29 protein-coding genes, 2 tRNA genes and 1 riboswitch are annotated in these 23,975 nt (G+C 67.7%); of the genes, 18 read left to right on the forward strand and 13 right to left on the reverse strand.

Translation table 11 applies throughout. From position 1 onward, the window contains the following. Positions 1-179: 179 nt before the first annotated feature. Positions 180-344: a hypothetical protein gene (locus tag CXY82_RS06790; RefSeq protein WP_198411423.1), complete on the forward strand. Its 165-nt coding sequence runs from the start codon at positions 180-182 to the stop codon at positions 342-344. Positions 345-669: 325 nt separating this feature from the next. Continuing rightward, positions 670-843 (forward strand): hypothetical protein, encoded by a 174-nt coding sequence (locus CXY82_RS17260; protein ID WP_158252138.1) that lies wholly within the window; start codon positions 670-672, stop codon positions 841-843. Between the two features lie 29 nt (positions 844-872). Here CXY82_RS17260 and CXY82_RS06800 read toward each other — a convergent pair whose 3' ends face one another. After that, positions 873-1,511 (reverse strand): TIGR03086 family metal-binding protein, encoded by a 639-nt coding sequence (locus tag CXY82_RS06800; RefSeq protein ID WP_233199237.1) that lies wholly within the window; start codon positions 1,509-1,511, stop codon positions 873-875. Between the two features lie 123 nt (positions 1,512-1,634). On the opposite strand from CXY82_RS06800, the gene dinB reads away from it, so the two are divergent. Both dinB and CXY82_RS06810 read left to right on the forward strand, forming a co-directional pair. Next, positions 1,635-2,855 (forward strand): DNA polymerase IV, encoded by a 1,221-nt coding sequence (gene dinB / locus CXY82_RS06805; RefSeq protein WP_104170249.1) that lies wholly within the window; start codon positions 1,635-1,637, stop codon positions 2,853-2,855. A gap of 54 nt (positions 2,856-2,909) precedes the next feature. After that, positions 2,910-3,242, forward strand: coding sequence for a hypothetical protein (locus tag CXY82_RS06810; RefSeq protein WP_104170250.1), 333 nt, complete (start codon positions 2,910-2,912; stop codon positions 3,240-3,242). A gap of 440 nt (positions 3,243-3,682) precedes the next feature. Here CXY82_RS06810 and nhaA read toward each other — a convergent pair whose 3' ends face one another. Continuing rightward, the gene (nhaA, locus tag CXY82_RS06815) at positions 3,683-5,056 is read right to left on the reverse strand and encodes a Na+/H+ antiporter NhaA (RefSeq protein ID WP_104170251.1); all 1,374 of its coding nucleotides are present in this window, start codon (positions 5,054-5,056) and stop codon (positions 3,683-3,685) included. A gap of 360 nt (positions 5,057-5,416) precedes the next feature. Next, positions 5,417-5,526, forward strand: a riboswitch (TPP riboswitch). A 37-nt stretch (positions 5,527-5,563) separates the two neighbouring features. On the opposite strand from nhaA, the gene CXY82_RS06820 reads away from it, so the two are divergent. Genes CXY82_RS06820 through CXY82_RS06840 form a run of 5 tightly spaced genes read left to right on the forward strand, consistent with a single transcriptional unit; the run spans position 5,564 to position 9,407 of the window. Further along, on the forward strand, positions 5,564-6,196 hold the full coding sequence (locus CXY82_RS06820) for an ECF transporter S component (protein ID WP_104170252.1): 633 nt from the start codon (positions 5,564-5,566) through the stop codon (positions 6,194-6,196). Positions 6,197-6,206: 10 nt separating this feature from the next. Then, positions 6,207-7,730: an ABC transporter ATP-binding protein gene (locus CXY82_RS06825; protein WP_104170253.1), complete on the forward strand. Its 1,524-nt coding sequence runs from the start codon at positions 6,207-6,209 to the stop codon at positions 7,728-7,730. Then, on the forward strand, positions 7,727-8,509 hold the full coding sequence (locus CXY82_RS06830; RefSeq protein WP_104170254.1) for an energy-coupling factor transporter transmembrane protein EcfT: 783 nt from the start codon (positions 7,727-7,729) through the stop codon (positions 8,507-8,509). The genes CXY82_RS06825 and CXY82_RS06830 overlap by 4 nt, the downstream gene beginning before the upstream one ends. Then, positions 8,496-9,119, forward strand: a complete 624-nt coding sequence (locus CXY82_RS06835; protein ID WP_233199238.1) for an ATP-binding protein — start codon at positions 8,496-8,498, stop codon at positions 9,117-9,119. Before CXY82_RS06830 ends, CXY82_RS06835 begins: the two co-directional genes overlap by 14 nt. Before the next feature lie 27 nt (positions 9,120-9,146). Further along, a complete protein-coding gene (locus tag CXY82_RS06840; RefSeq protein ID WP_104170255.1) occupies positions 9,147-9,407 on the forward strand; it encodes a hypothetical protein in 261 nt (86 codons plus the stop codon). 30 nt (positions 9,408-9,437) lie between these two features. On the opposite strand, the gene CXY82_RS06845 is transcribed toward CXY82_RS06840, so the two are convergent. The 5 genes from CXY82_RS06845 to orn all read right to left on the reverse strand — a co-directional run bounded on the left by CXY82_RS06845 (position 9,438) and on the right by orn (position 12,940). Next, positions 9,438-10,739, reverse strand: coding sequence for a D-alanyl-D-alanine carboxypeptidase family protein (locus tag CXY82_RS06845; protein WP_104170256.1), 1,302 nt, complete (start codon positions 10,737-10,739; stop codon positions 9,438-9,440). A gap of 23 nt (positions 10,740-10,762) precedes the next feature. Next, on the reverse strand, positions 10,763-11,113 hold the full coding sequence (locus CXY82_RS06850; protein ID WP_104170257.1) for a metallopeptidase family protein: 351 nt from the start codon (positions 11,111-11,113) through the stop codon (positions 10,763-10,765). Between the two features lie 42 nt (positions 11,114-11,155). Continuing rightward, positions 11,156-12,040 carry an ABC transporter substrate-binding protein gene (locus CXY82_RS06855; protein ID WP_104170258.1) on the reverse strand — a complete coding sequence of 295 codons (885 nt, stop codon included), beginning with the start codon at positions 12,038-12,040 and terminating at the stop codon, positions 11,156-11,158. A 161-nt stretch (positions 12,041-12,201) separates the two neighbouring features. Then, positions 12,202-12,277: transfer RNA gene (locus CXY82_RS06860), tRNA-His, on the reverse strand. A 42-nt stretch (positions 12,278-12,319) separates the two neighbouring features. Continuing rightward, complete coding sequence (gene orn / locus CXY82_RS06865) at positions 12,320-12,940, reverse strand: oligoribonuclease (RefSeq protein ID WP_104170259.1); 621 nt, start codon at positions 12,938-12,940, stop codon at positions 12,320-12,322. Positions 12,941-13,031: 91 nt separating this feature from the next. Between orn and CXY82_RS06870 the strand changes: the two genes are divergently transcribed. The 3 genes from CXY82_RS06870 (at position 13,032) to nadE (ending at position 14,283) form a co-directional block, all read left to right on the forward strand. After that, a complete protein-coding gene (locus tag CXY82_RS06870) occupies positions 13,032-13,292 on the forward strand; it encodes a thioredoxin family protein (RefSeq protein ID WP_104103273.1) in 261 nt (86 codons plus the stop codon). A gap of 41 nt (positions 13,293-13,333) precedes the next feature. Further along, positions 13,334-13,406, forward strand: a tRNA-Arg gene (locus CXY82_RS06875). 55 nt (positions 13,407-13,461) lie between these two features. Beyond that, positions 13,462-14,283 (forward strand): ammonia-dependent NAD(+) synthetase, encoded by an 822-nt coding sequence (gene nadE, locus CXY82_RS06880; RefSeq protein ID WP_104170260.1) that lies wholly within the window; start codon positions 13,462-13,464, stop codon positions 14,281-14,283. 58 nt (positions 14,284-14,341) lie between these two features. Here nadE and CXY82_RS06885 read toward each other — a convergent pair whose 3' ends face one another. From CXY82_RS06885 to CXY82_RS06905, 4 genes are all read right to left on the reverse strand, one after another. Next, positions 14,342-15,040 carry a hypothetical protein gene (locus CXY82_RS06885; protein WP_104103279.1) on the reverse strand — a complete coding sequence of 233 codons (699 nt, stop codon included), beginning with the start codon at positions 15,038-15,040 and terminating at the stop codon, positions 14,342-14,344. A 73-nt stretch (positions 15,041-15,113) separates the two neighbouring features. Continuing rightward, on the reverse strand, positions 15,114-15,353 hold the full coding sequence (locus CXY82_RS06890; protein WP_104170261.1) for a DNA mismatch repair protein: 240 nt from the start codon (positions 15,351-15,353) through the stop codon (positions 15,114-15,116). Between the two features lie 76 nt (positions 15,354-15,429). After that, complete coding sequence (locus tag CXY82_RS17005) at positions 15,430-16,386, reverse strand: DMT family transporter (RefSeq protein WP_158252140.1); 957 nt, start codon at positions 16,384-16,386, stop codon at positions 15,430-15,432. Positions 16,387-16,391: 5 nt separating this feature from the next. Continuing rightward, the gene (locus CXY82_RS06905; protein ID WP_104170263.1) at positions 16,392-17,399 is read right to left on the reverse strand and encodes an aldo/keto reductase; all 1,008 of its coding nucleotides are present in this window, start codon (positions 17,397-17,399) and stop codon (positions 16,392-16,394) included. Positions 17,400-17,416: 17 nt separating this feature from the next. Here CXY82_RS06905 and msrA point away from each other — a divergent pair, with 17 nt between their 5' ends. The 5 genes from msrA (at position 17,417) to CXY82_RS06930 (ending at position 21,737) form a co-directional block, all read left to right on the forward strand. Further along, complete coding sequence (msrA, locus tag CXY82_RS06910) at positions 17,417-17,938, forward strand: peptide-methionine (S)-S-oxide reductase MsrA (RefSeq protein WP_104170264.1); 522 nt, start codon at positions 17,417-17,419, stop codon at positions 17,936-17,938. 432 nt (positions 17,939-18,370) lie between these two features. Further along, positions 18,371-18,853 carry a single-stranded DNA-binding protein gene (locus CXY82_RS06915; protein WP_104103293.1) on the forward strand — a complete coding sequence of 161 codons (483 nt, stop codon included), beginning with the start codon at positions 18,371-18,373 and terminating at the stop codon, positions 18,851-18,853. Positions 18,854-19,012: 159 nt separating this feature from the next. Further along, the gene (locus tag CXY82_RS06920) at positions 19,013-19,546 is read left to right on the forward strand and encodes a hypothetical protein (RefSeq protein ID WP_233194180.1); all 534 of its coding nucleotides are present in this window, start codon (positions 19,013-19,015) and stop codon (positions 19,544-19,546) included. A gap of 5 nt (positions 19,547-19,551) precedes the next feature. Next, positions 19,552-21,234, forward strand: coding sequence for an energy-dependent translational throttle protein EttA (gene ettA / locus CXY82_RS06925; protein WP_104170265.1), 1,683 nt, complete (start codon positions 19,552-19,554; stop codon positions 21,232-21,234). An 8-nt stretch (positions 21,235-21,242) separates the two neighbouring features. Beyond that, positions 21,243-21,737: a thioesterase family protein gene (locus CXY82_RS06930; protein WP_104170266.1), complete on the forward strand. Its 495-nt coding sequence runs from the start codon at positions 21,243-21,245 to the stop codon at positions 21,735-21,737. A 22-nt stretch (positions 21,738-21,759) separates the two neighbouring features. On the opposite strand, the gene CXY82_RS06935 is transcribed toward CXY82_RS06930, so the two are convergent. Further along, the gene (locus tag CXY82_RS06935; protein ID WP_104170267.1) at positions 21,760-22,173 is read right to left on the reverse strand and encodes a ubiquinol-cytochrome c reductase iron-sulfur subunit; all 414 of its coding nucleotides are present in this window, start codon (positions 22,171-22,173) and stop codon (positions 21,760-21,762) included. 123 nt (positions 22,174-22,296) lie between these two features. Then, positions 22,297-23,172, reverse strand: coding sequence for an acyl-CoA thioesterase II (locus tag CXY82_RS06940; protein ID WP_233199239.1), 876 nt, complete (start codon positions 23,170-23,172; stop codon positions 22,297-22,299). 78 nt (positions 23,173-23,250) lie between these two features. Between CXY82_RS06940 and CXY82_RS06945 the strand changes: the two genes are divergently transcribed. Then, positions 23,251-23,928 carry a hypothetical protein gene (locus tag CXY82_RS06945; RefSeq protein ID WP_104170268.1) on the forward strand — a complete coding sequence of 226 codons (678 nt, stop codon included), beginning with the start codon at positions 23,251-23,253 and terminating at the stop codon, positions 23,926-23,928. Positions 23,929-23,975: the final 47 nt, after the last annotated feature.

Consider the following 23,975-nt stretch of genomic DNA (forward strand, 5'->3'; position numbering starts at 1 on the left):
ACCGAACGCCTCATCAAACTCACACTCGCCGCCTAAAATGAAACCAAGGACCCCGTCCGAAAAGACCGGGTCACCCCAGCCGATCTGGGCGGCGTGTTGCGACAATCTCCGAATTAAGCGACTACGGCCGCGACGGGTGCTCCGGGCTGGGTGGCAACGAGAGCGCCTGCGACTTCACGGTGAACCCCGACCAGTGCGAGATCTCCCACGCCGGCGACGAGGAGTACGCGGCGCAGATCTGGTACTGGTCCACTCCCATTGAGGACTGCCTCGACGGCCGCACCGACGTGAAGTGCACCGACTACTCCGACTGGACGACCGCCTGGCAGGAGATCAAGGGTTAGCGCGGCATCCCCATCCGGCCGAGCCGAATCGGAGGAATCATGACGGGTGACACGGCGTCGCCGGGGCAACGGATGCCGGTGCCGCCGCACCGGGACACGCTCGCCCGGCGGGGTTCGATCACGCTGAGCCGGCATCCGCGGCTTCGCCTGACGCTGAGGCTGTCCACCCCTCTGCTCTGGCTCGGCCTGATCTACATCGTTGCCCTCGCCGCCCTGCTGATCACCTCTCTGTGGACGGTCGACAGCTTCACGGGCACCATCACACGGTCCTGGACGCTCGATAACATCATCACCGTGCTCCGGTTCGCTCTACCAGACGGTGACGGTGCGCACCGCGGGGGCGGGCGTCAAGACGCTGCCGATCTGGATTCTGGACACCCTGTTTCGCCCCAGCCAGGCACCGATCGTCAACGTCATCGCCGTGGTGCTGGTGCTGGTGTCGATCGTTCCGATCTACATCGCCCAACGCATCGCCGGCGCGGGAAAGGAGAGCCGATAGCCCCAGGCCTGGCAGGTGCAGCCCGCGGGCTACGGCCGGCGCGGATCCCTGCCGGTGAGGGCGAGCAGCCGAATCTGCAGCGGCGCGTTCTCGTCGGATGGAACCGGGGAGGCGAAGAGGCCGCTGGCCTCGAGGGTGTCCCGCTGGGGCTCGAACACCGTCCAGACCGCCTCGATCAGGGCCGGGTCGAGGGACTCGTCGGCGGCCGTTGCCCGCGCCAGGTCCCAGGAATGGATCGTGACGTCGGAGACCTGCTCGCGCAGGTAGTCGGATGCCGTCACCGTGTCATATGACAGGGTCACCGGTGCGTCGGCCGGGGTCGTTGCCCAGGCTGCGGCCGCCAGCGCCGAATGGGTGGCCCATTCCTTCGCGAGGTCCGGGCCCAGCGGGGTGAGTGAGCGCCGGGCGTCGAGCACCGAGAGGCCGCGCAGCAGCGCGGGGACCCACTGCTGTTCCAGCACCACGTGGCGCACCAACTCGGTCACGGTCCACTCGGTGTCCGGTGTGGCGGCGGCCCAGTCGGTGATCAGGTCGACGCGGGCGCCGAACTCCTCGGCGGCCTGTTTCTGCAGCGCAAGCCAGTCATACGTCATGGGACTCCCTCGGTAGAACGGGTAGAGCGGGTAGAACGGGTGGAACGGATGCCCCTGCAACGCTACAACCGGCATCCGTCACCGTGCATTCCGTCACCGTGCATTCCGCCGCGGCGCTGTTCACGTTCTCCCGTCGCGGAATCGGTCGCGGGCTGTCGCCGGTCCGGGTTAGGGTCTCTCCATGAGCAGGCAGGACGCATGAGCAGGCAGGATGGCAGCGATCGCACGGTCTCGACCGATGCGGTCGACGACAGCTCCGCGACCCTGCTCCACATCGACCTGGACGCGTTCTTCGCGTCGGTGGAACTGCTCGATCACCCCGAACTGGTGCACCTCCCGGTGATCGTGGGACACCGGTCCGGACGCTCGGTGGTCACGGCGGCGAACTACGTGGCCCGACGCTACGGCGTCAATTCGGCCATGCCTATGGCGCTCGCCCTGCGGCGCTGCCCGGCGGCGGTGGTGCTCGAACCGCACATGGGCCGGTACAAAGAATACTCGGACCGGGTGATGCGCATCTTCGAAGATTTCACGCCGCTGGTCGAGCAGCTCGGCATCGACGAGGCCTTCCTCGATGTGGCGGGTGCCCGCCGTCTGCACGGCTCCCCGGCCGAGATCGGCGCGAAGATCCGGGCCCGGGTCAAGTCCGAGACCGGGCTCACCTGCTCGGTCGGAGCGGCGAGCACGAAGTTCGTCGCCAAGATGGCGTCGGGCCGGGCGAAACCCGACGGCCTGCTCGTGATCCCCGCCGAAGACACCCTCGCGTTCCTGCATCCGTTGCCTGTCGGCGCCTTGTGGGGGGTCGGCGCCACGACCGAGCAGGCGCTGGTCGGGCAGGGCCTGCGTCAGATCGGCGACCTGGCCCGCACCCCCCTCGCCGTGCTGCAGAAGTGCGTGGGCGAGGCCGCCGGCCGCAAGCTGCACGAGCTGGCCTGGGGGAGGGACCCTCGGGTGGTCACGGTGGAACACGAGGAGAAGAGCGTCGGCCACGAGGTCACGTTCGAATTTGACGTGACGGATGTCGCGCGGCTCCGCAGCGAACTGCTACGGCAGTCCGTCGCGGTGGCTGCCCGGCTGCGCCGCGCCGGCCTCGTCGGCCGCGGCGTGGTGCTCAAGGTGCGCTACACCGACTTCAGCACCGTCACCCGCTCCCGCACCCTGTCGGAACCGACCAGCGTCGGACGCCGGATCTACGAGGAGGTGGCCGCCAGCTTCGACGCGCTGGCGGCGTCCGGCATCCGGGTGCGCCTCATCGGCGTGCGCGTTGAGCAGCTCAGCGATGGCGACGGCAGTGGCGCCGGCCTCTGGGACCCTGACGACGACTGGCGGGGAGCCGAACGGGCCGTGGACTCGGTTACCGCAAGGTTTGGGCGCGGCATGGTACGCCCGGCGTCGCTGCTGGATCCGGACAAACCCTGACCAGGCCACCACTGATCAGGCAACCGCAAACCAGACAGGGGGTAGCCTGAATCCATGACTAGCCTTCCAGAGAAGCTCGCAGATATCTCTCGTACCGCCGGCGTCAGGTCGGCCTACGGTGATCCGGTCCAGGTGGACGGCGTCACCCTGATTCCCGTTGCTCTCGTCTACTACGGCTTCGGCGGTGGCGAGGGTGACTCCGCCGCCACCGGCAGCGGGTCCGGCGGCGGGGGCGGCGGAGCATCCCTGCCGATCGGCGCCTACGTCAAATCGGGCACGACGGTGCGCTTCGAGCCCAACGTCATCTCGTTGCTCGCGGTCGGCATCCCGTTCCTCTGCGTGGCCGGCAAGGCGATCTCCCGCGTCGTCCGCGCCCTCAAACGCTAGCAGCGAATGCGACCAACCGCCCGGTCGCTCAGCCACTCCGGCTGAGGATGTTGAGCGGCTGACTGCGCTCCGGCCCTATCAGTGCCCGTGGGCCAGCTAGATGAGTGAGTCTCAATGGCCGAGGGTGATGGGGGTCTGCGGATCGGGGGTTCTGCGGCGCTTGTTCCCGATTCCGACGCACGTTTGCGCGCGGACAGCGACGAGGTGGATGAACGTGCACTCCAACCGCCGCGTCTTTCGAGCCCAAGGACCAGCGGTACATCCGTCCCGAACAAATTCGACGAAGATTTTGCCCTCAACGGCGCGTTTGGGCTCAGAAACGGGTGTTGACCGACGAATCTCCGTCGAATTGGTTCGGCGCCGGGCACGGCGTTATACCTGTGACGAACAGCAGTCACTCCGGCTGAGGGAGTTGGGCGGCTGACTGCGCACCGGCGCTGTCAGTGCCCGTCGGACCGCTCGCTGCGAGCCGCATCAACCTGGAACACGTCGGGAATGCCGTCGTTGTCAGCATCGAGCGCCTCCTTGTCGGCGATGCGTCCGTAATGCCGGTTGCGGCTCCGCAGCACCACGGTCGCTAACAGTGCCGCCAGCAGCGACCCGGTCAGGATGGCCACTTTGGCGTGGTCGTCATGCGGGCTGCCCTGCCCGAAAGCCAGCTCGCTGATCAGCAGCGACACCGTGAAGCCGACACCGGCGAGCATGCCGACGCCGATCACATCCACCCAGGCCAGATCCGGGTCGAGGGCACCCCGGGTGGTCTTGGTGACCAGTACGGTGGCGAGCAGGATGCCCACCGGCTTTCCCACCACCAGGGCGACGACGATTCCGATCGCGACCGGGTCGGTGAGGGCCGTGGTCAGGCCTGACACGCCGCCGATCGTGACCCCGGCGGAGAAGAAAGCGAAGACCGGCACGGCGAAACCGGCCGAGAGCGGGCGGATGCGGTGCTCGAGGTTCTGCGCCAGGCCCGGGCCGGCGTCGGGTCCGCCGCCACGTCGGCTGCGCAGCACGGGCACGGCGAAGCCGAGCAGCACTCCGGCCACCGTGGCGTGGATGCCGGAGCCGTGCACGAGAGCCCAGGTGGCGAGGCCGAGCGGCAGCAGAATGGTGCCCGCGGCCCACCTGGTGGTGCCGAACAGGTAGGAGTACTTGTGCGCCAGAAAGGCGAAGAGGCCCAGCGGCACGATGGCGAGCAGCAGTAGAACGGGCTGGAGGTCGCCGGAATAGAAGAAGGCGATGATGGCGATGGCGAGCAGGTCGTCGACCACGGCCAGGGTCAGCAGGAAGATGCGCAGGGCGCTGGGCAGTTTGGAGCCGATCACGGCGAGCACGGCCACGGCGAAGGCGATGTCGGTTGCGGTGGGGATGGCCCAGCCGCGCAGCATTTCCGGCCCCGAGCTGAACGCGATCGCGGTAAAGATCACAGCAGGAACGATGACGCCGCCGACGGCCGCGGCGACCGGGACGACCGCGCGGCTGAAGGTGCGCAGATCGCCGGCGACGAACTCACGTTTGAGTTCGAGCCCGGCAATGAAGAAGAAGATCGCCAGGAGTCCGTCGGCGGCCCACGCGCCGAGGCTCAGATTGAGGTGCCACGGCTCGTAGCCGATCTGAAAGTCCCGCACCGCATAGTAGAAATCGGAGGCCCCGGTGTTGGCCAGGGTCAGCGCGAGAACCGTCGCCACCAGCAGGAGAGCGCCGCCCACGGTCTCTTTGCGCAGGATCGTCAAGACGTGCAGGTACTCGGGATAGCTGCTGCGGCGAAAGACGTTCAGTTTCGGGGTGGTAGGAAGAGGTGATGGTTTCGGCATAGACGAGCCTCAGTCAATCAGGATTTTGTGGCACACGAACATTGCTGTCGACCAGACTTCCCGACTCACCAATCCGAGCATACCGCGTTCGGGCGCTCAACGCCGCCCGCGCCAGCTACGCCACCAGCGGCTCAGCTGCTGGCGGGAGCCCGGCCCTTCTTGCCAGCTCCGGGGGATGTGCCAGGGTCCGCGCACGGGTAGCCCGCGTCGCATCCGTCGTCGCCGCAAAATGAAGTGGCGCAGCAACAGAAGCAACAGCCCGGCGAGGATCAGGGGAACGGTGAACGTCATTCGCGCCCGACAGTGATGCGGGGGCGAGGCGAGGACTCCATCCCGCGAGTCTAGGCCGAGGTCTATACTTGATACGAACACGGGAGTCCGGTCAACCGGGCTGAGAGGAAGCTTCTGAAGCTTCGACCGTCGAACCTGATCTGGATCATGCCAGCGCAGGGAGGCAGCTTTTCTCGTTCCCGTGCCCTGGAACCATCTACGGAAAGGGCACGAAAAGTGCACGCAACAACCACCCTTCTCACCTCCACCACGTCCCGCCGGCCGCGTAACTTCCGGTGGCGGGTCGTCGACATCGTCATCGCCAGTGTCATCGGCGTGGCCAGCGGGCTGATTTTCGTCGTCTGGAACCAGGCATACAACCCGCTCAGCGGCGTGCTCACTCCGCTGCTGCCGGGCCTGCAGGCTCTCCTGGGCGGCGGATGGCTGTTCGCCGGTGTGCTCGGTGGCCTCATCATCCGCAAACCCGGCGCCGCGCTCTACACCGAGCTGCTGGCGGCGGTCGTGTCGACCCTGGTCGGCGGCACCGCCTGGGGGGCCACCATTCTGGTGTCCGGCCTGGTGCAGGGTCTCGGCGCGGAGCTGGTCTTCGCGCTGTTCTTCTACGCCAACTACCGCCTCGTCGTGGCCCTGCTCGCCGGCGCGGGCGCCGGCCTTGCCCTCGCCGTCAACGACCTGTTGCTCTGGTACCCCGGATCGGCCGTTCCCTTCATCACCATCTACACAGCCTCCTCGATCGTCTCCGGCATTGTCGTGGCCGGACTGCTGTCCTGGCTGGCCATGCGTGGCCTCGCCCGCACCGGCGCTCTGTCGCGGTTCGCCGCCGGGCGATCGAACCGCACCCAGGTCTAGGGGGACGGCGATGACACCGGCAGCAGCGGCATCCGTCTCGGGCGCGTCCGTCGTGGCCCGCGGCTGGGGATGGCGGCATGCCGGGCGGCGGGGCTGGGCCGTCGACGGCCTCGACCTGCGAATCGAGCCGGGCGAGCGCGTGCTGCTGCTCGGCGCCTCCGGAGCCGGCAAATCGACTCTGCTGCACGCCCTCGCCGGGGTTCTCGGCGGCGACGAGGAGGGCGAGCAGCGCGGTCAGCTGCTTGTGAACGGCGCCGGGCCGACCGCCGCGCGAGGCCAGGCCGGGCTGCTGCTGCAGGACCCTGACTCCCAGGTGATCCTGGCGCGGGTGGGCGACGACGTCGCCTTCGGCTGCGAGAACCTGGGGGTGCCCCGCGAGGAGATCTGGCGCCGGGTGAGCGACGCTCTGGACATGGTCGGCCTGGACCTGCCGCTCTGCCATCCGACGTCGTCGCTGTCGGGCGGACAGAAGCAGCGCCTCGCCCTCGCTGGGGTGCTGGCGATGCGGCCGGGGCTGCTGCTGCTCGACGAACCCACAGCGAATCTCGACCCTGGAGGCGTGCTGGATGTGCGCGATTCCGTTGCCCGCGTGCTCAAGAACTCCGCGGCGACGTTCATCGTGATCGAACATCGGGTCGCCGTCTGGCAGAACCTTGTGAACCGGGTGATCGTACTCGACGCGGCCGGGGGAGTGCTGGCCGACGGCCATCCCGACGACGTGCTGACCAGGCAGGGGGAACGGCTCGCGGCCGCGGGTGTCTGGGTGCCCGGGCGGGGCAACGGTCTGGCTTCATCGCGGGGCGAGACCCGCTCGGCGTCGGCGCCCGGCTCGGTTCCTCTGCTCCGCACGCCCGGCCTCGCGATCGCGCGCACGCGCGCCGACGTGCTCGCCCGGGACATCGACCTCACGGTGCACGCCGGCACCGCTCTGGCAGTCACCGGTCCGAACGGCGCCGGCAAATCGACCCTGATGCTCACCCTCGCCGGCCTGCTGAAACCGGCCGGGGGAGCGGTGCTCGCGAGCCCGGAGTTCGCCGACGGGGCCGACGAGGAACCGATCCGCTGGAAGTCCCGCCAGCTGCTCACCCGCATCGGCACCGTGTTCCAGAGCCCGGAGCACCAGTTCGTGGCCGCCACCGTGCGGGCCGAACTCGCCGTAGGGCCGCGCGCCCTCAAACGGCCAAAGGCGAACATCAATGCCCGGGTCGACGAGGTGCTGCAGCGCCTGCGCCTGGACCACCTGGCCGAGGCGAACCCGTTCACCCTCTCCGGCGGCGAGAAACGTCGGCTGTCGGTGGGCACCGTGCTGGCCACCCAGCCACGGCTGCTCATGCTCGACGAGCCCACCTTCGGCCAGGACCTGCGCACCTGGCGGGAGATCGTGGCCCTGCTCGACGAACTCCTGCGGGAGGGCACCGCGGTGGTCGCCGTCTCGCACGACACCGACTTCGTGGCCGCCCTGGCTGACCGGGAGTACCACCTGACCGGGCAGGCCGGCCCCAGCGTCACGCCGCGGGCGGCGGTGTCCCGGTGAGCGTGCTGACGCCTGCCCGGGGAACCCAGGCCATCTTCCGGATCAACCCGGTCGCGAAGCTGGCCGCCGCGCTGCTGCTGGCGGGCGTGCTCATCCTCACCATCGACTGGGTCTCCGCCGTCGTCGCCCTCGCCTGCGAGTTTGTGCTCTTCTTCTGGGCCGGGCTGTCCCTGAAGGCCTTCGCGGTGCGCACCCTGCCGGTCTGGATCGCCGCACCAACCGCCGGCGTCACCACCCTGCTCTACGGGCAGGCGGCCGGGGCGGTCTATTGGTCCTTCGGGCTGGTGAACGTGACCGAGGGATCACTCGAGCTGGCCATCGCCACGACCCTGCGCATCCTCGCCATCGGACTGCCGTCGGTCGTGCTCTTCGTGACCGTCGACCCCACCGACCTGGCCGACGGCCTCGGCCAGGTCGTGAAACTGCCGGCCCGCTTCGTGCTTGGCGGTCTGGCCGGGCTGCGCCTGGTCGGCCTGTTCCTCGAGGACTGGCACGCCCTCGAACTGGCCCGGCGGGCCCGCGGCATCGCGGACCGCGGCGTCCTGCGCCGGCTGCTCAGCCAGGCCTTCGCCCTGCTGGTGCTGTCGATCCGGCGCGGCAGCAAACTCGCGACCGCGATGGAGGCCCGCGGGTTCGGCGCCTCGGTGCGGCGCACCTGGGCCCGCCCCTCCAGCTTCCGGGGGCGCGAGGTGGCCCTGGTCGGCATCGGTCTGGCCGTGGCCCTGCTCTCGGTGAGCGTCTCCGTGGCGACGGGAAGCTGGAACTTTGTCCTCACCTGATCTGCCCACGGCCGCCCTCGAACCGGCCGCCTCCGATCCGGTCGGTGACCGACGGATGCTGCTGGCCCCCGTGCTCCGCGACCTTGCCGCCGCCGGGGTGGCGCCCGTCGTTCTCATCGACGGGCCGAGCGGCGCCGGCAAGAGCACCCTCGCCGACGCGCTCGTCGTCGCCTGGCCGGGACCGCTCCGGCCCACCCTGGTGCGGCTGGACGACATCTACCCCGGCTGGCAGGGGCTGGACGCCGCCGTCATGCACCTGAGCGAACAGGTGCTCACCCCGAGAAGACTGGGCCGGCCCGCCGCCTGGCGGCGCTACGACTGGGAGCGGCGCGAGTCGGCAGAATGGCACCCGGTCGACCCGGCCCGCCCGCTGATCGTGGAGGGCTGCGGAACCCTGGCGGCCGCCCACGCGCCACTCAGCGACATCCGGGTCTGGCTGGCCGCCGACGACCGCATCCGCAAGCAGCGGGCCCTCGCCCGGGACGGCGAACTGTTCCGGTCGCACTGGGACCAGTGGGAAGCGGGCTGGGACGCTTACCGAGAGCGGGAGGCTCCCGAGCGGCAGGCGACGATCCGGCTGGCCGGGACCCCGGACATCCGACGCCCGTAAGTCGGTGCCCGGGACTAGGTTGGAGGTATGGCTGATCAAGGTGCTGAAAATGTCGTTTACACTGCGGAATTCATTGACGGTCCCCTCGCGGGCCAGGTCGACACCCGGGTGCTGATCCAGGGCAATCATGACGCCCGGGTCAGCATGATGGCCGCCGTCGAGGGGGTCGAAACGCTGTTCTGGTACGACGAGGAGGACGTGCGCGATGTGCAGGGCCGCGTGCACGTGCGCTACCGGTTCGACGCGGGCGAGAGCGACCCGTACCAGTCGACCGGCGAGGGCGAGTAGCCGGCAGCCCGATGCCGGAGCCGCACGCGGTTAGCGGTTAGCGGCGAACAGTGCCGAGATCATCGGTGCGGGATTCAGGAGCCGCCAGCCGAGGCCCGGCGCGCTGATCGTGCGGTCGAGCACCAGCGTCGACGTTACCTCGGCGCCTCCGGCCTCCACCGTGACCCGGCCGACAGTCTTGCCCGCCCGGCCGGTCGACACCGTCTCCAGGATCACCTCCGCGTCGCCCGGCGCCTGAGCCTGCCAGCCGTACGTCGTCGTGGCCGTGCGCACGGTTCCGGAGGCCTCGGCCCCCCACAGTGTGCTGAACTCCACGTAGGCGTCACCCTGGGCGAGGGTTGGCAGCTCGCGTACCCCGGCGCGGGCGCTCTCCATCAGGGCGGTGACGTCACTGGTCAGGGTGTCGTAGTCGGGTTCGCCGAGCAGGGCACCGGCAAAGGTGTAGGTCGAGTCCGGGCCCTGCACCTGGCCGGTGAAGAGAAAACAGACGCCCGCCCCGTCCGTGTAGCTGCGGGTGATGCCGGTGACGCCCTCCTCGGCCAGGAACGCCGTGGTGTTGTCCACGCCGCGCTGGCCCACCAGGGCGGAGGCCGGCTGGGAGAGGATGGCACCGATCACCGGTTCGGCGGCGGCCAGGCCGGCCAGCCGGGCAAGGTCGGTGGCCGTTCCGACGCTTTCGTCGTTGAGCCCGGTGGCGTCGGCGACACGGGTGCCGTCGAGGCCCTGCTTGCCCAGCCAGGCGTTGGCGGCGGCGCTGTAGGCGTCGAGGGAGCCGAAGGCCCAGCGCGCCAGCGTGTCGGCGTGATTGTTGCTGGAGCCGAGGATCATCGCCTGGAGCAGCTCGGTCTCGGTCCACAGTTCGCCCGGGAAGACCACGACGGTGCGGGCACCGGAATTGCCGTAGTCGATGTAGTCCTGGTAATCCGCGGCCGTGATCGGGATCTGAGGCCCCGTCTCACCGAGGGTCAGCGGTTTCGCGTCGAGCACGACCAGGGCGGTCACGATTTTCGTCGCCGCGGCCATCGGCAGCGGTTCGGCCGTGCCGGCCACGGCGAGAGGCAGGGTGGTGGCGAGAGCGTCGGCGTCCAGCGCCGTCGTCTCCGGGAAGGCCGGATCGGGTGTGACCGTGGCCAGGCCGATGACGGCGCTGCCGCCGGTGGCCGGCAGCGCGGGCGGGAACGGAATCGACTCGCCGGCCGCCGGCGTGACCAGCGTGGCGGTGGCCTCAGGCAACGGCCCCAGTAGGGTGGCCGGCCCGTAGACGCCGACGGACAGGATGACGAGGGCGCCGACCGTGGCGCCGATGATGCGGGCAGGCCGGGATCTACTCATGACGCAAGGCTAACGGTGGTTGGTCATCCCCAGCCGAGGTCGTGCAGCCTGTCGTCGTCGATGCCGTAGAAATGGGCGATCTCATGCACCAGAGTGATGTGCACCTGGTCGCGCAACTCCTCGAGATCCGCGCAGAGCTCCAGCAACGGCTCCCGGTAGAGCACGATCCGGTCCGGCATCTCACCGAAGCCGTACTGCCCACGCTCGGTCAGGGCAACCCCGTCATAGAGCCCGAGGGTGTCCATCGTGCCGTCTTCGGGTCGGTCCTCGACCACGAAGATCACGTTGTCCAGGCCGTCGACCATGTCGTCGGGCAGGAGGTCGAGCTCGTCGACGACGAGACGCTCGAATTCCTCGTGAGTCAGCTGCGGCATCCGTTCAGCATCTCACATTCGTTCAGCCTCTCAGGGAGCCGGTCAGCCGTTGATCGTGATGGTGCTCAGGCCGCCGTCGGTGACGCCCCAGGTCTTGAGGATCTCGCCGTAGGAGCCGTCGTCGACCATGGACTGCAGGGCAGCCTGCACGGCCGCTGCCATCCCGGAGTCCTTCGCCACGGCCATGCCGTACGGTGCCTCGTCGAAGGAGGTGCCGGCCTTCTGCAGCTTGCCCGCGGTCTGCTGGATCGCGTAGAGGGTGACCGGGGAGTCTGCGCTGAAGGCGTCGGCCTGGCCGAGCACCGTGGCGTTCGTGGCCAGGTCCTGGGTGTCGAACTTGAGCTTGTCGATCGGGGGCTTTCCGGCGGCGACGCAGGCGGCGCTCTTGGCCGGGATTTCGTCGGTGTCCTCGTAGGTGGTGGACTGCACGGCGATCTTCAGGCCGCAGGCGTCGTCGGGGTCGACGGTGGTGCCGGTGGCGGAGGCCCACTGGATGCCGGCCGTGTAGTAGTTGACGAAGTCGACCTGCTCCTGGCGCTTCAGGTTGACGGTGAAGGACGAGTTTCCCAGGTCCATCTCGCCGCCGATGATGCTCGGGATGATGGTGTCGAAATTCGCGACCTTGTAGTCGGCAGTCAGACCCAACTTCGCGGCAACCGCGGCGCCGAGTTCGACTCCCCAGCCGATCGGGTTGCCGGAATCGTCCTTGAACTCGTTGGGGGAGTAATTCGGGCTCGTGCCGATCACGAGCGTGTCGGAGGCGCGGACCTTCTCCGGGAGCAGCGCCGAGGCGGCGGCATCTTCGGTCACGGTACTGGCGGGCGCGGTGGCGTCGGCTCCGGGAACCGGCACAGTGTTGTCGACGCAGCCGGTGAGCAGGAGGGCGGCCACCGCAGCGACGGCGGGGAGGGCGAAACGAGCACGCATGGAGAGATCCCTTTCAGCTGTCCCGGACGCCGTTGGATCGGCGGGGAGGCCGAGGCGAGGACACCGTTTCGGTGAGGCGTTTCGATGCCGGAAATGCGAACGCGCGGCCCGATCCGAGGGCCCGGTCGCGCGTTCGATGGACTGTTTCTGCGTGTTTCAATTGGGGTGAGTAACGGGGCTTGAACCCGCGGCCTTCCGGACCACAACCGGATGCTCTACCAGCTGAGCTATACCCACCATGCGCTGCTTTCCCACAGAGAAGGCAACTCGGCAAGTGTATTACATGTTCGCAGCGAAAATGTTCACGGCTTCGGCCGCGCTGTTCTTCGCCTGTTGGCTGGACGGCCCGGGGTCGGCCACGAACACGGTTTGGCGGTAGTACGCCAGTTCGCGGATGGATTCGAGGATGTCAGCCAGGGCGCGGTGTCCGCCGTCTTTCGCGGGGGCGTTGAAGTACACCCGCGGGTACCAGCGGCGTGCGAGTTCCTTGATCGAGGACACGTCGACGTTGCGGTAGTGCAGCTGGGCGTCGAGGCGAGGCATGTATTTCATCAGGAAGGCCCGGTCGGTGCCGATGGAATTTCCCGCCAGCGGAGCCTTCTGCTCGGCCGGGATGAACTGCAGTACGTATTCCAGCACCAGGGTCTCGGCCTCGGCGGCGCTGATTCCGTTCGGGATCTCGTTGATCAGCCCACTGGTCTCGTGCATGTTGCGCACGAAGTCGTTCATGTTCTCCAGCGACGCCTGATTCGGCTTGATGATGAGGTCGAGTCCCGGGTCGATGATGTTCAGGTCGTAATCGGTGATCACTACAGCGATCTCCACCAACTCGTCGGAATCAATGTCCAAACCGGTCATCTCGCAGTCAATCCATACCAACCGGTCACTACTTTTTTTCATGTGCCGAGTCTAACGGCGGACGCCGACCGGCCCTGTTGCGCTGGTCCCGGCAGCGGTGCGACTGAGACGTGCGCTCCGTAGACTACCTCGCATGGAATTGACGTACTTCTCCTCCGCCTTCTGTGAGCCCTGCATGCAGACCCGGGCGGTCCTGGCCGAGGTCGAACGCCTCGTGCCCCAGGCGACCGTGCGTGAGCTCGACGTGGTGCGGGACGTCGCGGAAGCCGAGGCCGACGGCATCCGGATCACCCCCACGGTGATCATCCGGGACGCGGCCGGGATCGAGGTCTTCCGGGCCACGGGTGTGCCGACACTCGCCCAGGTGCTCGTGGCGGCCGCGAAGGCCGTTTGAGCGCCGGCGGGCCGGGTCTGCGGTATCGTTGATCGTTCTTCGCCCCCGTAGCTCAGTGGATAGAGCAGCGGCCTTCTAATCCGCTTGTCGTAGGTTCGATTCCTACCGGGGGCACCGCACGACACCCGTGAATCCTGTTGCCCTACCCTCGGTTTGGTAGATTCGGGAAATGCGAGAACTACAGGCGCGAATCATCGCGGAGCTGAACGTGTCCCCCCATATCGATGCATCCTCCGAGGTTCGCCGCAGAGTGCAGTTCCTCGCGGACTACCTGGTCCGAACGGGGGCACAGGGCCTCGTGCTCGGCATCAGCGGGGGTCAGGATTCCAGCCTGGCCGGCCGTCTGTGCCAGCTGGCCGTGGAGCAGCTCGCCGAGGCGGGACATTCGGCCATCTTCCAGGCCGTGCGCCTGCCGTACCGGGTGCAGCGGGACGAGGAGGACGCGCAGCTCGCCCTGGAATTCATTCGTCCTGCGTCGACCGTCACCTTCGACATCAAGCGCGCCGTCGACGGCATCGAAGCGGAATTCGCCGATGCGACGGGCCGCCCGCTGCCGGACTTCGACAAGGGAAACGCCAAGGCCCGGGTGCGCATGGTCGCCCAGTATGCCCTCGCCGGCTCGGCCGGCCTGCTGGTCGTGGGCACCGACCACGCCGCCGAGGCGGTCACGGGATTCTTCACCAAGTACGGCGACGGCGGCACGGACATCCTGCCGCTGACCGGATTGACCAAGCGTCAGGGGCGAGCGCTTCTGGTCGAGCTGGGGGCGCCGGACCGGTTATACCTCAAGGCGCCGACTGCCGACCTTCTCGACGACAACCCCGGCCAGACCGACGAGGCCAACCTGGGGTTGCGGTACGAGCAGATCGACGACTTCCTGGAGGGGCTGCCCGTCGACGATCTCGTCGCCGAGACGATCGAGAACCGCTACCTCGGCACCGAGCACAAGCGCCAGGTCCCGGCATCGATGTTCGACGAGTGGTGGCGCTGACTCGTGAGAGCTGTGAGCCGCCGCCTCGCTCGGGAGAGCGACGGCGGCTCACGGACGTCTAGCTCTGGAGCGGGGTGGGGCGCACTTCCAGTGCCTGCACGTCGTCGAGGAGGCGCTGGGTCTCCGTCGACGCCGAGGCCGTTCCAGACGCGTACTGGAGCGGGGCAGGCACGGGCGCGGCCGGCGCGGCGGTGAACTGGTCGTGGTGCTGCTGGGCGGTCCAGGCATCCTGCTCGGCGAGGAGGTTCTTCTCGGTGCTGTTCTTGGAGACCTTCCACCGGTCGAGGTCGCTCTGGAAGATCTTGCGGGTGCGGCCCGGCTTGTCCTGCCATTCGACCAGGCGGTCGCGGAACTCGAGCAGCGCGGGCTCGAGCTGGTACCCGAACGTGGCCGAGGTGCGCTTGAGCTCAGCGAGTTGATGCGCGGCCCAGTTCGCGGCGACGCCCGAACCCTTGATCGGCAGGAGGCGCAGCTGCACGTCGGCCTGGCCCACCGCGCGGTCCGCCATGACCTGCTCCTGCGGCGTGAGCGAGTTCCAGACGGATGCCTCGGTCGCGGCATCCACGAGGGTGCCGATCACGGCCGCCTTGAGAGCCCGGTCGTTCTGCGCCAGGAGGCGTTTGATCGCCCCGCGGGAGATCACCGCCGCCAGAAGGCTGGCGACGACGATCGAGACGATGAGCACCACGGCGCTGAAAACCATGGACTGATTGCTGGCTGCCGTGAGCCAGGATACGAAACTATTCCACCACTGCATGAGCGCACTTTACCGGCGTCTCGGCCTGATCTCCGGGAGCGGCGCGGCGTGCCCTGCGGAGAGGTGCGCGCCGTCAGCGGAAGCAGTCGGCCGCGTCGTCGATGCGCCAGAACGAACCGACGTTCATTGTGCGGGTGGCGGCGAGCAGGCGCCGCGCGGCGAAGTAGTCGCCGTCGACCTCGGTGCGCCGCTCGATGTGCCCGAGCACCATGCCGGACCGGTTCGAGACCCGCCAGAGGCCGTCTTTCACGGGAACGAACTGCAGACCGCGGATGACCGGCAGTCGGGGAAGTGGGGACGCTGGTGTGGACATGGAATTCTCCGAGATCGACCGTACGCGGGTGAGGGTTCCCTCAGGCTACGGAGAGCCACCGACAGTGGTTTCGGCGCTACCGCAGAGGTCCGTTCAGCAGAACCATGTCCTGGCTGGCCAGGTCGAGGTCCACAACCCGGTTCGGACGTGCGGTCTGGGCGACGACGATGCCCGCGAGCACAAGGACCACCCCCGCCAACTGCAGCCCGTCGAGGGACTCGCCGAGCCAGAGGAACGCGAACGCGAAGGCGAAGATCACCTCCGAGGCAGACACGATGCCGGCCGCCGTGGCAGTCAGTCGGCCGAGCGCCATGTACGAGAACAGATACGGGGCGAAGGAGCCGAACACGCCGTTCCACAGCGTCAGCAGCCACAGCGGGAGAGACACCGCCCCGAGGTTGCCGTTCAACGCGACATCCTGAACCAGGGTCTGCGGCTCGACCTGCCACCAGGCGCTGAACACGAGCCAGAAAGCGCTGGCGAAAAGCATGGACCAGAACGACACGGCCAGTGGCGAGGTCGCGGCGACCTGCCGCTCCCCGACCAGGAAGTACACGGCCAGGCAGATTGCGGCGAGGATTCCCGCCAACACACCCAGGTCAGAGAGGGTGCTGGCCCAGATCTGGGCGACGACGGCCATGCCGATCAGAACGCAACCGATGGCCAGCCAGATGCGGGATTTGACCCGCTCCTTGAAGACGAATCGGGCGACCAGGGCGACGATCAGCACCCCGGTGTACTCGAGCATGAGCGCGATGCCCACCGGCAGCAGACTGATCGCCACTGCGTAGAACCACTGGATCAGGGCGACCCCGGCCACCCCCAGGACGGCCATTACCGCGAGCTGGCGCAGGCTGATGCGGAACGCCCGCCGGTTGGTCACGAGCAACAGACCGCCGGCCAGGAGGGCGACGACCGTGACCCGGAAGAAGGTCAGCTGGGCCGGGGACAGGCCCGCATCCACGATCACCTTGGTGGTGCTGCCGTTGAGGCCGAAGAGCAGCGACGCGAGGAGAGCGTAGAGGTAGCCCACTTCGCTCAGCCCAGACCGGTGCCGTGCACGGCGTACGGTTCGATCTCGTCGATTTCGATCTGGGTGAGGGGCGGGGCATCCAGGGCCGCCACGGTCTGCTCGAGCTGGTTCAGGCTGCTTGCGCCGACCAGCACACTGGTCACCGACGGCTGGCGCAGGATCCAGGTGACCGCCAGCTGGGCCAGCGTCTGGCCGCGCGCGGCAGCAATCTCGTTGAGGGCGCGGGCACGGCCCTGGTAGGTGTCGGTGAGAACGTCCTCCGACAGGAAATCGCTCGTCGCGACCCGCGAGCCTGCCGGAACGGTGCCGTCCAGGTAGCGGTCGGTGAGAAGTCCCTGTGCGAGCGGCGAGAAGACGATGCTGCCCATGCCGAGCTCGTCGAGCACGGGGAAGAGCCCGTCTTCGATGTGGCGGTCGAACATCGAGTAACGCGGCTGGTGGATCAGGAGGGGGATCTTGTGCTCGGCCAGCGCCGCCGCCGCGGCCCGCGTCTGCTCGGGGGTGTAGCTGGAGATGCCGACATAGAGGGCCTTTCCCTGCTGCACCGCCGACGCCAGCGCGCCCATGGTCTCCTCGATGGGAGTCTCCGGGTCCGGCCGGTGGGAGTAGAAGATGTCGACGTAGTCGACGCCGAGCCGGCCCAGGCTCGCGTCGAGGGAGGAGAGCAGGTACTTGCGAGAACCGAAATCGCCGTAGGGGCCCGGCCACATGTCGTAGCCGGCCTTGCTGGAAATGATCATCTCGTCGCGGTAGGCCCGGAAATCTTCGGCGAAGATGCGGCCGAAGTTGGTCTCGGCGGCTCCGGGAGGAGGACCGTAGTTGTTGGCCAGGTCGAAGTGGGTGACCCCCAGGTCGAAGGCACGGCGCAGGATGGCGCGTTGGGTCTCGATCGGGCGCTCGTGGCCGAAGTTGTGCCAGAGGCCGAGAGACAGCGCCGGCAGTTTGAGGCCGCTCCGTCCGGCGCGTCGGTAGGTCATGTCGGCATAGCGGTTCTCAGCTGGGACGAAGGTCATGCCGTTACTCTAGGGGTGTGCAAACTTTTGTGGTCGCAGGTGGATGTTTCTGGTGTCTCGATGCCGTGTATCGGGTGTTGCGTGGCGTGAGCGAGGTGGTTTCCGGGTACACCGGGGGCACGGCTCAACGGCCCACGTATGAGTCGGTGTGCACGGGCCGTACCGGCCATGCCGAGGCCATCGCCGTGACGTTCGACCCGGAGGTCATCCCGGCCAGCGTCATCCTCGACGTGTTCTTCTCGCTGCACGACCCGACCCAGCTGAACCGCCAGGGCGCCGACGTGGGCACCCAGTACCGGTCGGCGATGTTCTATACCGACGACGAGCAGAAGCTGCTCTTCGAAACCGCTCGCACTCGCGCCGCCGAATGGTGGGGCGGCGGCATCGTCACCACGATCGAGCCGCTCGGCGAGTACTTTGTGGCCGAGGACCACCACCAGGACTTCTTCGCCAAAAACCCGGGTCAGGGCTACTGCATGGCCGTCGCGCTGCCCAAGGTGAACAAGATCCGCAAGTCCTACGCCGAATACCTCCTCTAGCAGCGCGAGTTCGTGTATTGGTAGGCGGCGAGTATCGCTCAGCGCGGCGAAATGAACGGGTTTTCTAGCTGCCGTGCCAGCGCCGCCGAGACCGCCGTGCGGAAACCCGGAGCCAAACGAATTCGACGGAGATTTTGCCCAAAGCGGCACTAGAAGCTGGGAAAGAGCGCTTTCACAGGAGAATCTTCGTCGAATTGGTTCGACACCGACCGCGGCGCGCACCCGGACCCTCTCCTTCAGAAGCGCGCCCAGCCCTCCCCAGATGCGGGGGGCGGTCATTCGGCACAGGTTCCGGATGCCGCGGCCGGGCGTCGTTCTGCCGCCGCACACTCGGAGTACGCGATCTGGGGCGGCGGAGACAGGCACGAGCTGTCGCTCCAGGTCGCGTGTTCCGGGCATTCGTCCGGGGCTCACAGGATGAGGGAGACCGTAATGAGCGACAGCATCACCGTGACCGGAATCGTGGCCACCACGCCCCGTCACCTCGTGACCAGTTCGGGGCTGGCCATCACGTCGTTTCGGCTGGCATCAAGCCAGCGTCGCTTCGACCGTGTGAAACAGACCTGGGTTGACGCCGAGACCAACTGGTACACGGTGTCCTCCTTCCGGCAGCTCGCCCACAACGTGGAGCGCTCGGTGCAGAAGGGTGAGCACGTAGTCGTGGCGGGGCGGTTGCGCATCCGGCCGTGGGAAAATGCCGACCGCAACGGTACCTCGGTCGAGGTCGAGGCAGAGACCGTCGGGCACGACCTGGCCTGGTGCAGCACCGTCTACACGCGCTCGCCGCCGCCCGGCGCAGCGTCGGCGCCACATCCGACCGAGCCCACGGACGGCTTCCTACCTGCCGATACTGACGACGCACCCCCGATGCGCGACGAGGCAGAGTCCGCGGCGCTTGTCGGGGTCGATTCCTGACGGCGGCAACTCGGCACAGTGTCCGGCACGGTCACCAGCACAGTCACCGGGACAGTCACCGGCACAGTCACCGGCACAGTCACCGGAATAAACTCTCGGGGACACGGGGCATCTGGCAGACTCAGAGGTCTGACCGCACCGCGGTCGCGGAAGGACCACGTGCCGGCACGATCAGATCGGGAAACCCGGAGACGTCGAACCGGCATCCGCTCCCCACGCACCGGTAGCGCGTTGCTGCTCGGGCTGGCCGTCACGGTCAGCCTCGCGGCCTGCTCGGCGGCACCGGCCGCGACTCCCTCGAGCACGGCCACGGCGTCGGCGTCGGCTCGTCCGACCGCGAGCGCGGCGCCCATACCCGCGCCGCAGCTACAGCCGGAGAAGGATGCCGCGGCGAACCTGGCCTACTTCGACAGCGTCGCCACGGCGGTCGTCACCGCCGACGAGAATGCCGGCGGGCGGGCATTCGTGGACGCGCTGGGGGCCTCCGGCTTCGACCGGGCCCAAATGGAGGTTACCTTCGACGAGACCAACATCGACCTCCCAGCGGACTCTATCCAGTTCTCCGTTCGGTTCAACGGCGAATGCCTGATCGGGCAGAACGGACCGGCCACGGGCGGGTACCACAGCGCGGTCACGGCGATCCTCGCATCCGGAACGTGTCTGGTCGGGGCCACCCGGCAAATAGACTGGTAAGTACTATGGCTGAATTTATCTACACGATGGTCCGCGCTCGCAAGGCGGTCGGCGACAAACTGATCCTCGACGACGTCACCATGTCATTCTTCCCCGGCGCCAAAATCGGTATCGTGGGGCCGAACGGCGCCGGAAAATCCACGATTCTGAAGATCATGGCCGGGCTGGACACCCCCAGCAACGGCGAGGCGAAGCTCTCGCCCGGCTACTCGGTCGGCATCCTGATGCAGGAGCCCGAACTCGACGAGACCAAGACTGTCCTCGAGAATGTGCAGGAGGGCGTCGGCCCGATCAAGGCCAAGGTCGACCGGTTCAACGAGATCAGCATCGCGCTCGGCGAACCCGACGCGGACTTCGACGCACTGCTGGCCGAAATGGGCACGCTGCAGGAGGCCATCGACGCCGCCGACGCGTGGGACCTCGATTCCCAGCTGGAGCAGGCCATGGACGCCCTCCGCACCCCGCCGGGCGATTACTCCGTCGCCGACCTCTCCGGCGGTGAGAAGCGCCGCGTGGCGCTGACCAAGCTGCTGCTGCAGAAGCCCGACCTGCTCCTCCTCGACGAGCCCACCAACCACCTTGACGCCGAAAGCGTGCTCTGGCTCGAGCAGCACCTGGCCCAGTACCCCGGCGCCGTTCTCGCCGTCACCCACGACCGGTACTTCCTCGACCACGTGGCCGAGTGGATCGCCGAAGTCGACCGCGGCCACCTGTACCCCTACGAGGGCAACTACTCGACCTACCTCGAGAAGAAGCAGGAACGACTGCTCATCGCGGGCAAGAAGGACGCAAAGATGGCCAAGCGCCTCGCGGACGAGCTCGAATGGGTGCGCTCGAATGCGAAGGGCCGCCAGGCAAAGTCGAAGGCGCGTCTCGCCCGCTACGAAGAAATGGCGGCAGCGGCCGAGAGCACCCGCAAGCTTGACTTCGAAGAGATCCAGATTCCCGTCGGCCCGCGCCTCGGCGCCCAGGTCATCGACGCCAAGAAGGTCAAGAAGGGCTTCGGCGACCGGGTCCTCATCGAGGATCTCTCCTTCACCCTCCCGCGCAACGGCATCGTCGGCATCATCGGCCCCAACGGCGTGGGCAAGACCACGCTGTTCAAGACGATTGTCGGCCTCGAGCCGCTGGACCTGGGTGAACTGAAGATCGGCGAGACGGTCGACATCTCCTACGTCGACCAGAGCCGCGCGGGCATCAACCCGAACAAGTCGCTCTGGGAGGTCGTCTCCGACGGCCAGGACTACATCCAGGTCGGCAAGACCGAGATCCCGTCGCGGGCCTACGTGTCCACATTCGGGTTCAAGGGTCCCGACCAGCAGAAGAAGGCCGGCGTGCTCTCCGGTGGTGAGCGCAACCGCCTCAACCTGGCGCTCACCCTCAAGCAGGGCGGCAACCTTCTGCTGCTCGACGAGCCCACCAACGACCTGGACGTCGAAACCCTCGGCTCGCTCGAGAACGCGCTCCTTGAATTCCCCGGCTGCGCCGTGGTCATCACCCACGACCGGTGGTTCCTCGACCGAATCGCCACGCACATCCTCTCCTATGAGGGAACCGACGAAGACCCGGCGAACTGGTACTGGTTCGAGGGCAACTTCGAGTCGTACGAGCAGAACAAGATCGAACGCCTTGGCCCGGATGCCGCGAAACCGCACCGGTCCGCGTACCGCAAGCTGACCCGCGACTAGGGCCCGCGATGAAGCTGCGCGTTCCGGTGAAGTTGCGCTGGTCGGATCTGGACGCCTACGGCCACGTCAACAACGCCGAGTTGTTGCGTGTGCTCGAGGATGCGCGCATCCAGGCGTTCTGGCCGGATGAAGACGGCGACGGCCCCGGGACGTTCGCCGGCACCGCCGTGCTGGACGGGCGCCCGGGCGCGGCGACGCTGACCCTGATCGCGCGGATGGAGGCCGAGTATCTGGCTCCGATTCCGTATCTGAGGCAGCCTCTGGACATCCGTCTCTGGCTCGGCAAGCTCGGCGGCGCCAGCCTCGAGGTCTGCTACGAGGTCTGGACTCCGATCGGCCTGGAGCCGGCGGTTCTCTTCGCGCAGGCGAGCACCACAATCGTGTTGGTGGACGCCGCGACAGAGCGGCCACGCAAGATCAACGAGGTCGAGCGCGCCGCTTGGGCTCCATACGTAGACGAACCCATCCGATTCACCCGGCGCGCGTCCCTGCCGGCGGAGTAGACCGACCCGGACGCAGTCCGCCTCAGCCTGCGGTGACGGCGTCGCCGGTGACGGTGACCTTCACCGACGCCAGCGGTTCGGTTGCCGGTCCGGCGAGAACCTCGCCGGTGGCACGGTCGAACTTCGAGCCGTGGCAGGGGCAGTCGAACTCGTCCTTTACCGCTTTGACCACGCAGCCCTGGTGGGTGCAGATCGCACTAAACGCCACCACGGTGCCGGCCGTGGGCTGGCTGATCAGGATGGGCTTGTCATCGAGAGAGGCCTCGATCGAACCGCCCACGGGGATGTCGGCGAGCTTGGCTAACTCCACCGGGCCAATGTTGCCGGTGCCGGAGTCTTCGGCGCCGTCGGTGCTGCAGCCGACCAGCGCGACGGCGGTGCCGGCGGTGCCGAGCAGGAGCGCGGTGCGGCGGGAGATGTCGGTGGCGTTCGTCATGGTTCTCCTCGATCGGGCGGGCGTTCAGAGATGTTCATATACGTTCAGACACGTTCAGACACGTTCAGACACGTTCAGACACGTTCGGAGATGCTCAGAGACGCTCAGAGCATGTGAAAGAGGCTACTCTGCGTTCGTGGGCACGCGCAGCATGCCCTCCTGCGCGACCGTGGCGAGAAGCAGGCCCGCCCGGCTGTAGATGCTGCCGGTGGAGAGTCCGCGTCCACCCTGGGCGGTCGGGGAATCCTGTACGTAGAGCATCCACTCGTCGACCCGGCCGAAGCGGTGGAACCACATGGCGTGGTCCAGGCTCGCAACCTTGAGCCCGGGTGTGGCCCAGGCCACGCCGTGGCGGCGCATGACAGGCTCCATGATCGAGTAGTCGCTGGCGTATGCCAGCGCGGCGCGGTGCAGGTCAGGGTCGTCGGGCAACGGGCCCATGGTCTTCATCCACACGGCCTGGCGAGAGGTGTGCTCGCCGTTCACCTTGAGGTAGATCGGCGACGGCAGGTGCCGCATGTCGAACGGACGCTCGTTCGCCCAGTAGCGGGCGATGGAGTGGTCGACCTGGGCCAGGGCATCCGCCGCCGTCGGCAAGGACTCCGGGTCGGGCATATCGGTCGGCATCTCGATCTGGTGCTCGAGGCCTTCATCATCGTCCTGGAACGAGGCGATCATCGACAGGATCGGGTGCCCGTCCTGATAGGCCTGCGTGCGGCGGGTGGAGAAGGATCGGCCGTCGTGGATGCGATCGACGGAGAAGGTGATCGGCTGGCCCACGTCGCCGGGGCGGAGGAAATAGCCGTGCATCGAGTGCACATGGCGGTCGTCGGGAACCGTGCGCATCGCGGCAACCAGTGACTGGGCGAGCACCTGCCCGCCGAAAACGCGGCCGAGCGGCATCCACTGCGACGGCCCGGTGAAGATGTCCTCGCTGGTGCGGGCGCCCGTGTCGGTGAGGTCCAGGGCGGTTAGAAGGCCCTCCATCGGCAAGTCCATGTGGCCTCCTCAGGCGCGTGGCGGAGCAGACGCGCGCGCCGGTGTGACGCGCGCCGTACCTTGGTAGTTTAGGAGCAGATGAGTAAATCATTTTCTCTCCCAGAGTCCCTGTCCCTTCGCGACCTCCAGGTCTACCTCTCCCGCGCTAGCCGGGTGGAGGACGGTTCCGTGCGCCTCATTCAGGCCGCGGGGGTGCTCGCTGTCTACACCGCGATCCTCTACCCGCGCGGTCTCCTCGACTCCAGCCCGACCGTGCTGGGCCTGCGCACCTTCGCGCTCACCGCACCGGTCGAGCTCGACGCGGTCGTTCCCGTGCGCTCCCTGCTGGACCGCCTCGCCCGCCTCACCGCGGCCGTGCTGGAGGACGAGGCGACAGTGACCGTAACCGTGCCGCTGGAAGTGACCACCGTGACCTGGGCCGGTATCTCGCCGCCCCAGGGCGGCTGGACCCTGCTCGGTGAAACGGATGCCGCCCTGCTCGACGGTGCGGCGCAGGCAGGCATTGAGGAAGTCGCCGCCGTCATCCCGGCGGGGACCGGCGGGCAGATCGTGCAGCGGGTGCGCTCCGAAGTCTGGAGCCGCCCGATCTCCGGCCTGGAAATCGTGCCGGCCGGCGCCGCCTTCGCGGCCGTCAGCCTCGGCTTCCTTTCGAAAAACGAGCCCGTGCGCCTGTTCGAGACGGGCCTGTGGACCCGGCTGAGCACGAGCCGCGGCCACATCCTCGTGCGTCGCAAGCCCTGGTCGCTGAGCCGCTGACTATTCGCTGGGTGTTCGCACCGTGCCCCGAACGAATTCGACGGAGA

The organism is Cryobacterium sp. M23, assembly GCF_002929655.1.
Lineage (GTDB): Bacteria > Actinomycetota > Actinomycetes > Actinomycetales > Microbacteriaceae > Cryobacterium > Cryobacterium sandaracinum.

What these genes read in the sequence shown, in the direction of transcription:
- CXY82_RS06840 (WP_104170255.1), top strand. Translation starts at nt 9,147, where the DNA reads ATGGCTGATCAAGGTGCTGAAAATGTCGTTTACACTGCGGAATTCATT.
- CXY82_RS06845 (WP_104170256.1), bottom strand. Translation starts at nt 10,739, where the DNA reads ATGAGTAGATCCCGGCCTGCCCGCATCATCGGCGCCACGGTCGGCGCC.
- nadE (WP_104170260.1), top strand. Translation starts at nt 13,462, where the DNA reads ATGCGAGAACTACAGGCGCGAATCATCGCGGAGCTGAACGTGTCCCCC.
- CXY82_RS06810 (WP_104170250.1), top strand. Translation starts at nt 2,910, where the DNA reads ATGACTAGCCTTCCAGAGAAGCTCGCAGATATCTCTCGTACCGCCGGC.
- CXY82_RS06800 (WP_233199237.1), bottom strand. Translation starts at nt 1,511, where the DNA reads ATGCCGGTTGTAGCGTTGCAGGGGCATCCGTTCCACCCGTTCTACCCG.
- dinB (WP_104170249.1), top strand. Translation starts at nt 1,635, where the DNA reads ATGAGCAGGCAGGATGGCAGCGATCGCACGGTCTCGACCGATGCGGTC.
- CXY82_RS06945 (WP_104170268.1), top strand. Translation starts at nt 23,251, where the DNA reads ATGAGTAAATCATTTTCTCTCCCAGAGTCCCTGTCCCTTCGCGACCTC.
- nhaA (WP_104170251.1), bottom strand. Translation starts at nt 5,056, where the DNA reads ATGCCGAAACCATCACCTCTTCCTACCACCCCGAAACTGAACGTCTTT.
- orn (WP_104170259.1), bottom strand. Translation starts at nt 12,940, where the DNA reads ATGAAAAAAAGTAGTGACCGGTTGGTATGGATTGACTGCGAGATGACC.
- CXY82_RS06935 (WP_104170267.1), bottom strand. Translation starts at nt 22,173, where the DNA reads ATGACGAACGCCACCGACATCTCCCGCCGCACCGCGCTCCTGCTCGGC.
- ettA (WP_104170265.1), top strand. Translation starts at nt 19,552, where the DNA reads ATGGCTGAATTTATCTACACGATGGTCCGCGCTCGCAAGGCGGTCGGC.
- CXY82_RS06885 (WP_104103279.1), bottom strand. Translation starts at nt 15,040, where the DNA reads ATGCAGTGGTGGAATAGTTTCGTATCCTGGCTCACGGCAGCCAGCAAT.
- CXY82_RS06870 (WP_104103273.1), top strand. Translation starts at nt 13,032, where the DNA reads ATGGAATTGACGTACTTCTCCTCCGCCTTCTGTGAGCCCTGCATGCAG.
- CXY82_RS06915 (WP_104103293.1), top strand. Translation starts at nt 18,371, where the DNA reads ATGAGCGACAGCATCACCGTGACCGGAATCGTGGCCACCACGCCCCGT.
- CXY82_RS06940 (WP_233199239.1), bottom strand. Translation starts at nt 23,172, where the DNA reads ATGGACTTGCCGATGGAGGGCCTTCTAACCGCCCTGGACCTCACCGAC.
- CXY82_RS06855 (WP_104170258.1), bottom strand. Translation starts at nt 12,040, where the DNA reads ATGCGTGCTCGTTTCGCCCTCCCCGCCGTCGCTGCGGTGGCCGCCCTC.
- CXY82_RS06930 (WP_104170266.1), top strand. Translation starts at nt 21,243, where the DNA reads ATGAAGCTGCGCGTTCCGGTGAAGTTGCGCTGGTCGGATCTGGACGCC.
- CXY82_RS06905 (WP_104170263.1), bottom strand. Translation starts at nt 17,399, where the DNA reads ATGACCTTCGTCCCAGCTGAGAACCGCTATGCCGACATGACCTACCGA.
- CXY82_RS06850 (WP_104170257.1), bottom strand. Translation starts at nt 11,113, where the DNA reads ATGCCGCAGCTGACTCACGAGGAATTCGAGCGTCTCGTCGTCGACGAG.
- CXY82_RS06890 (WP_104170261.1), bottom strand. Translation starts at nt 15,353, where the DNA reads ATGTCCACACCAGCGTCCCCACTTCCCCGACTGCCGGTCATCCGCGGT.
- CXY82_RS06825 (WP_104170253.1), top strand. Translation starts at nt 6,207, where the DNA reads ATGACACCGGCAGCAGCGGCATCCGTCTCGGGCGCGTCCGTCGTGGCC.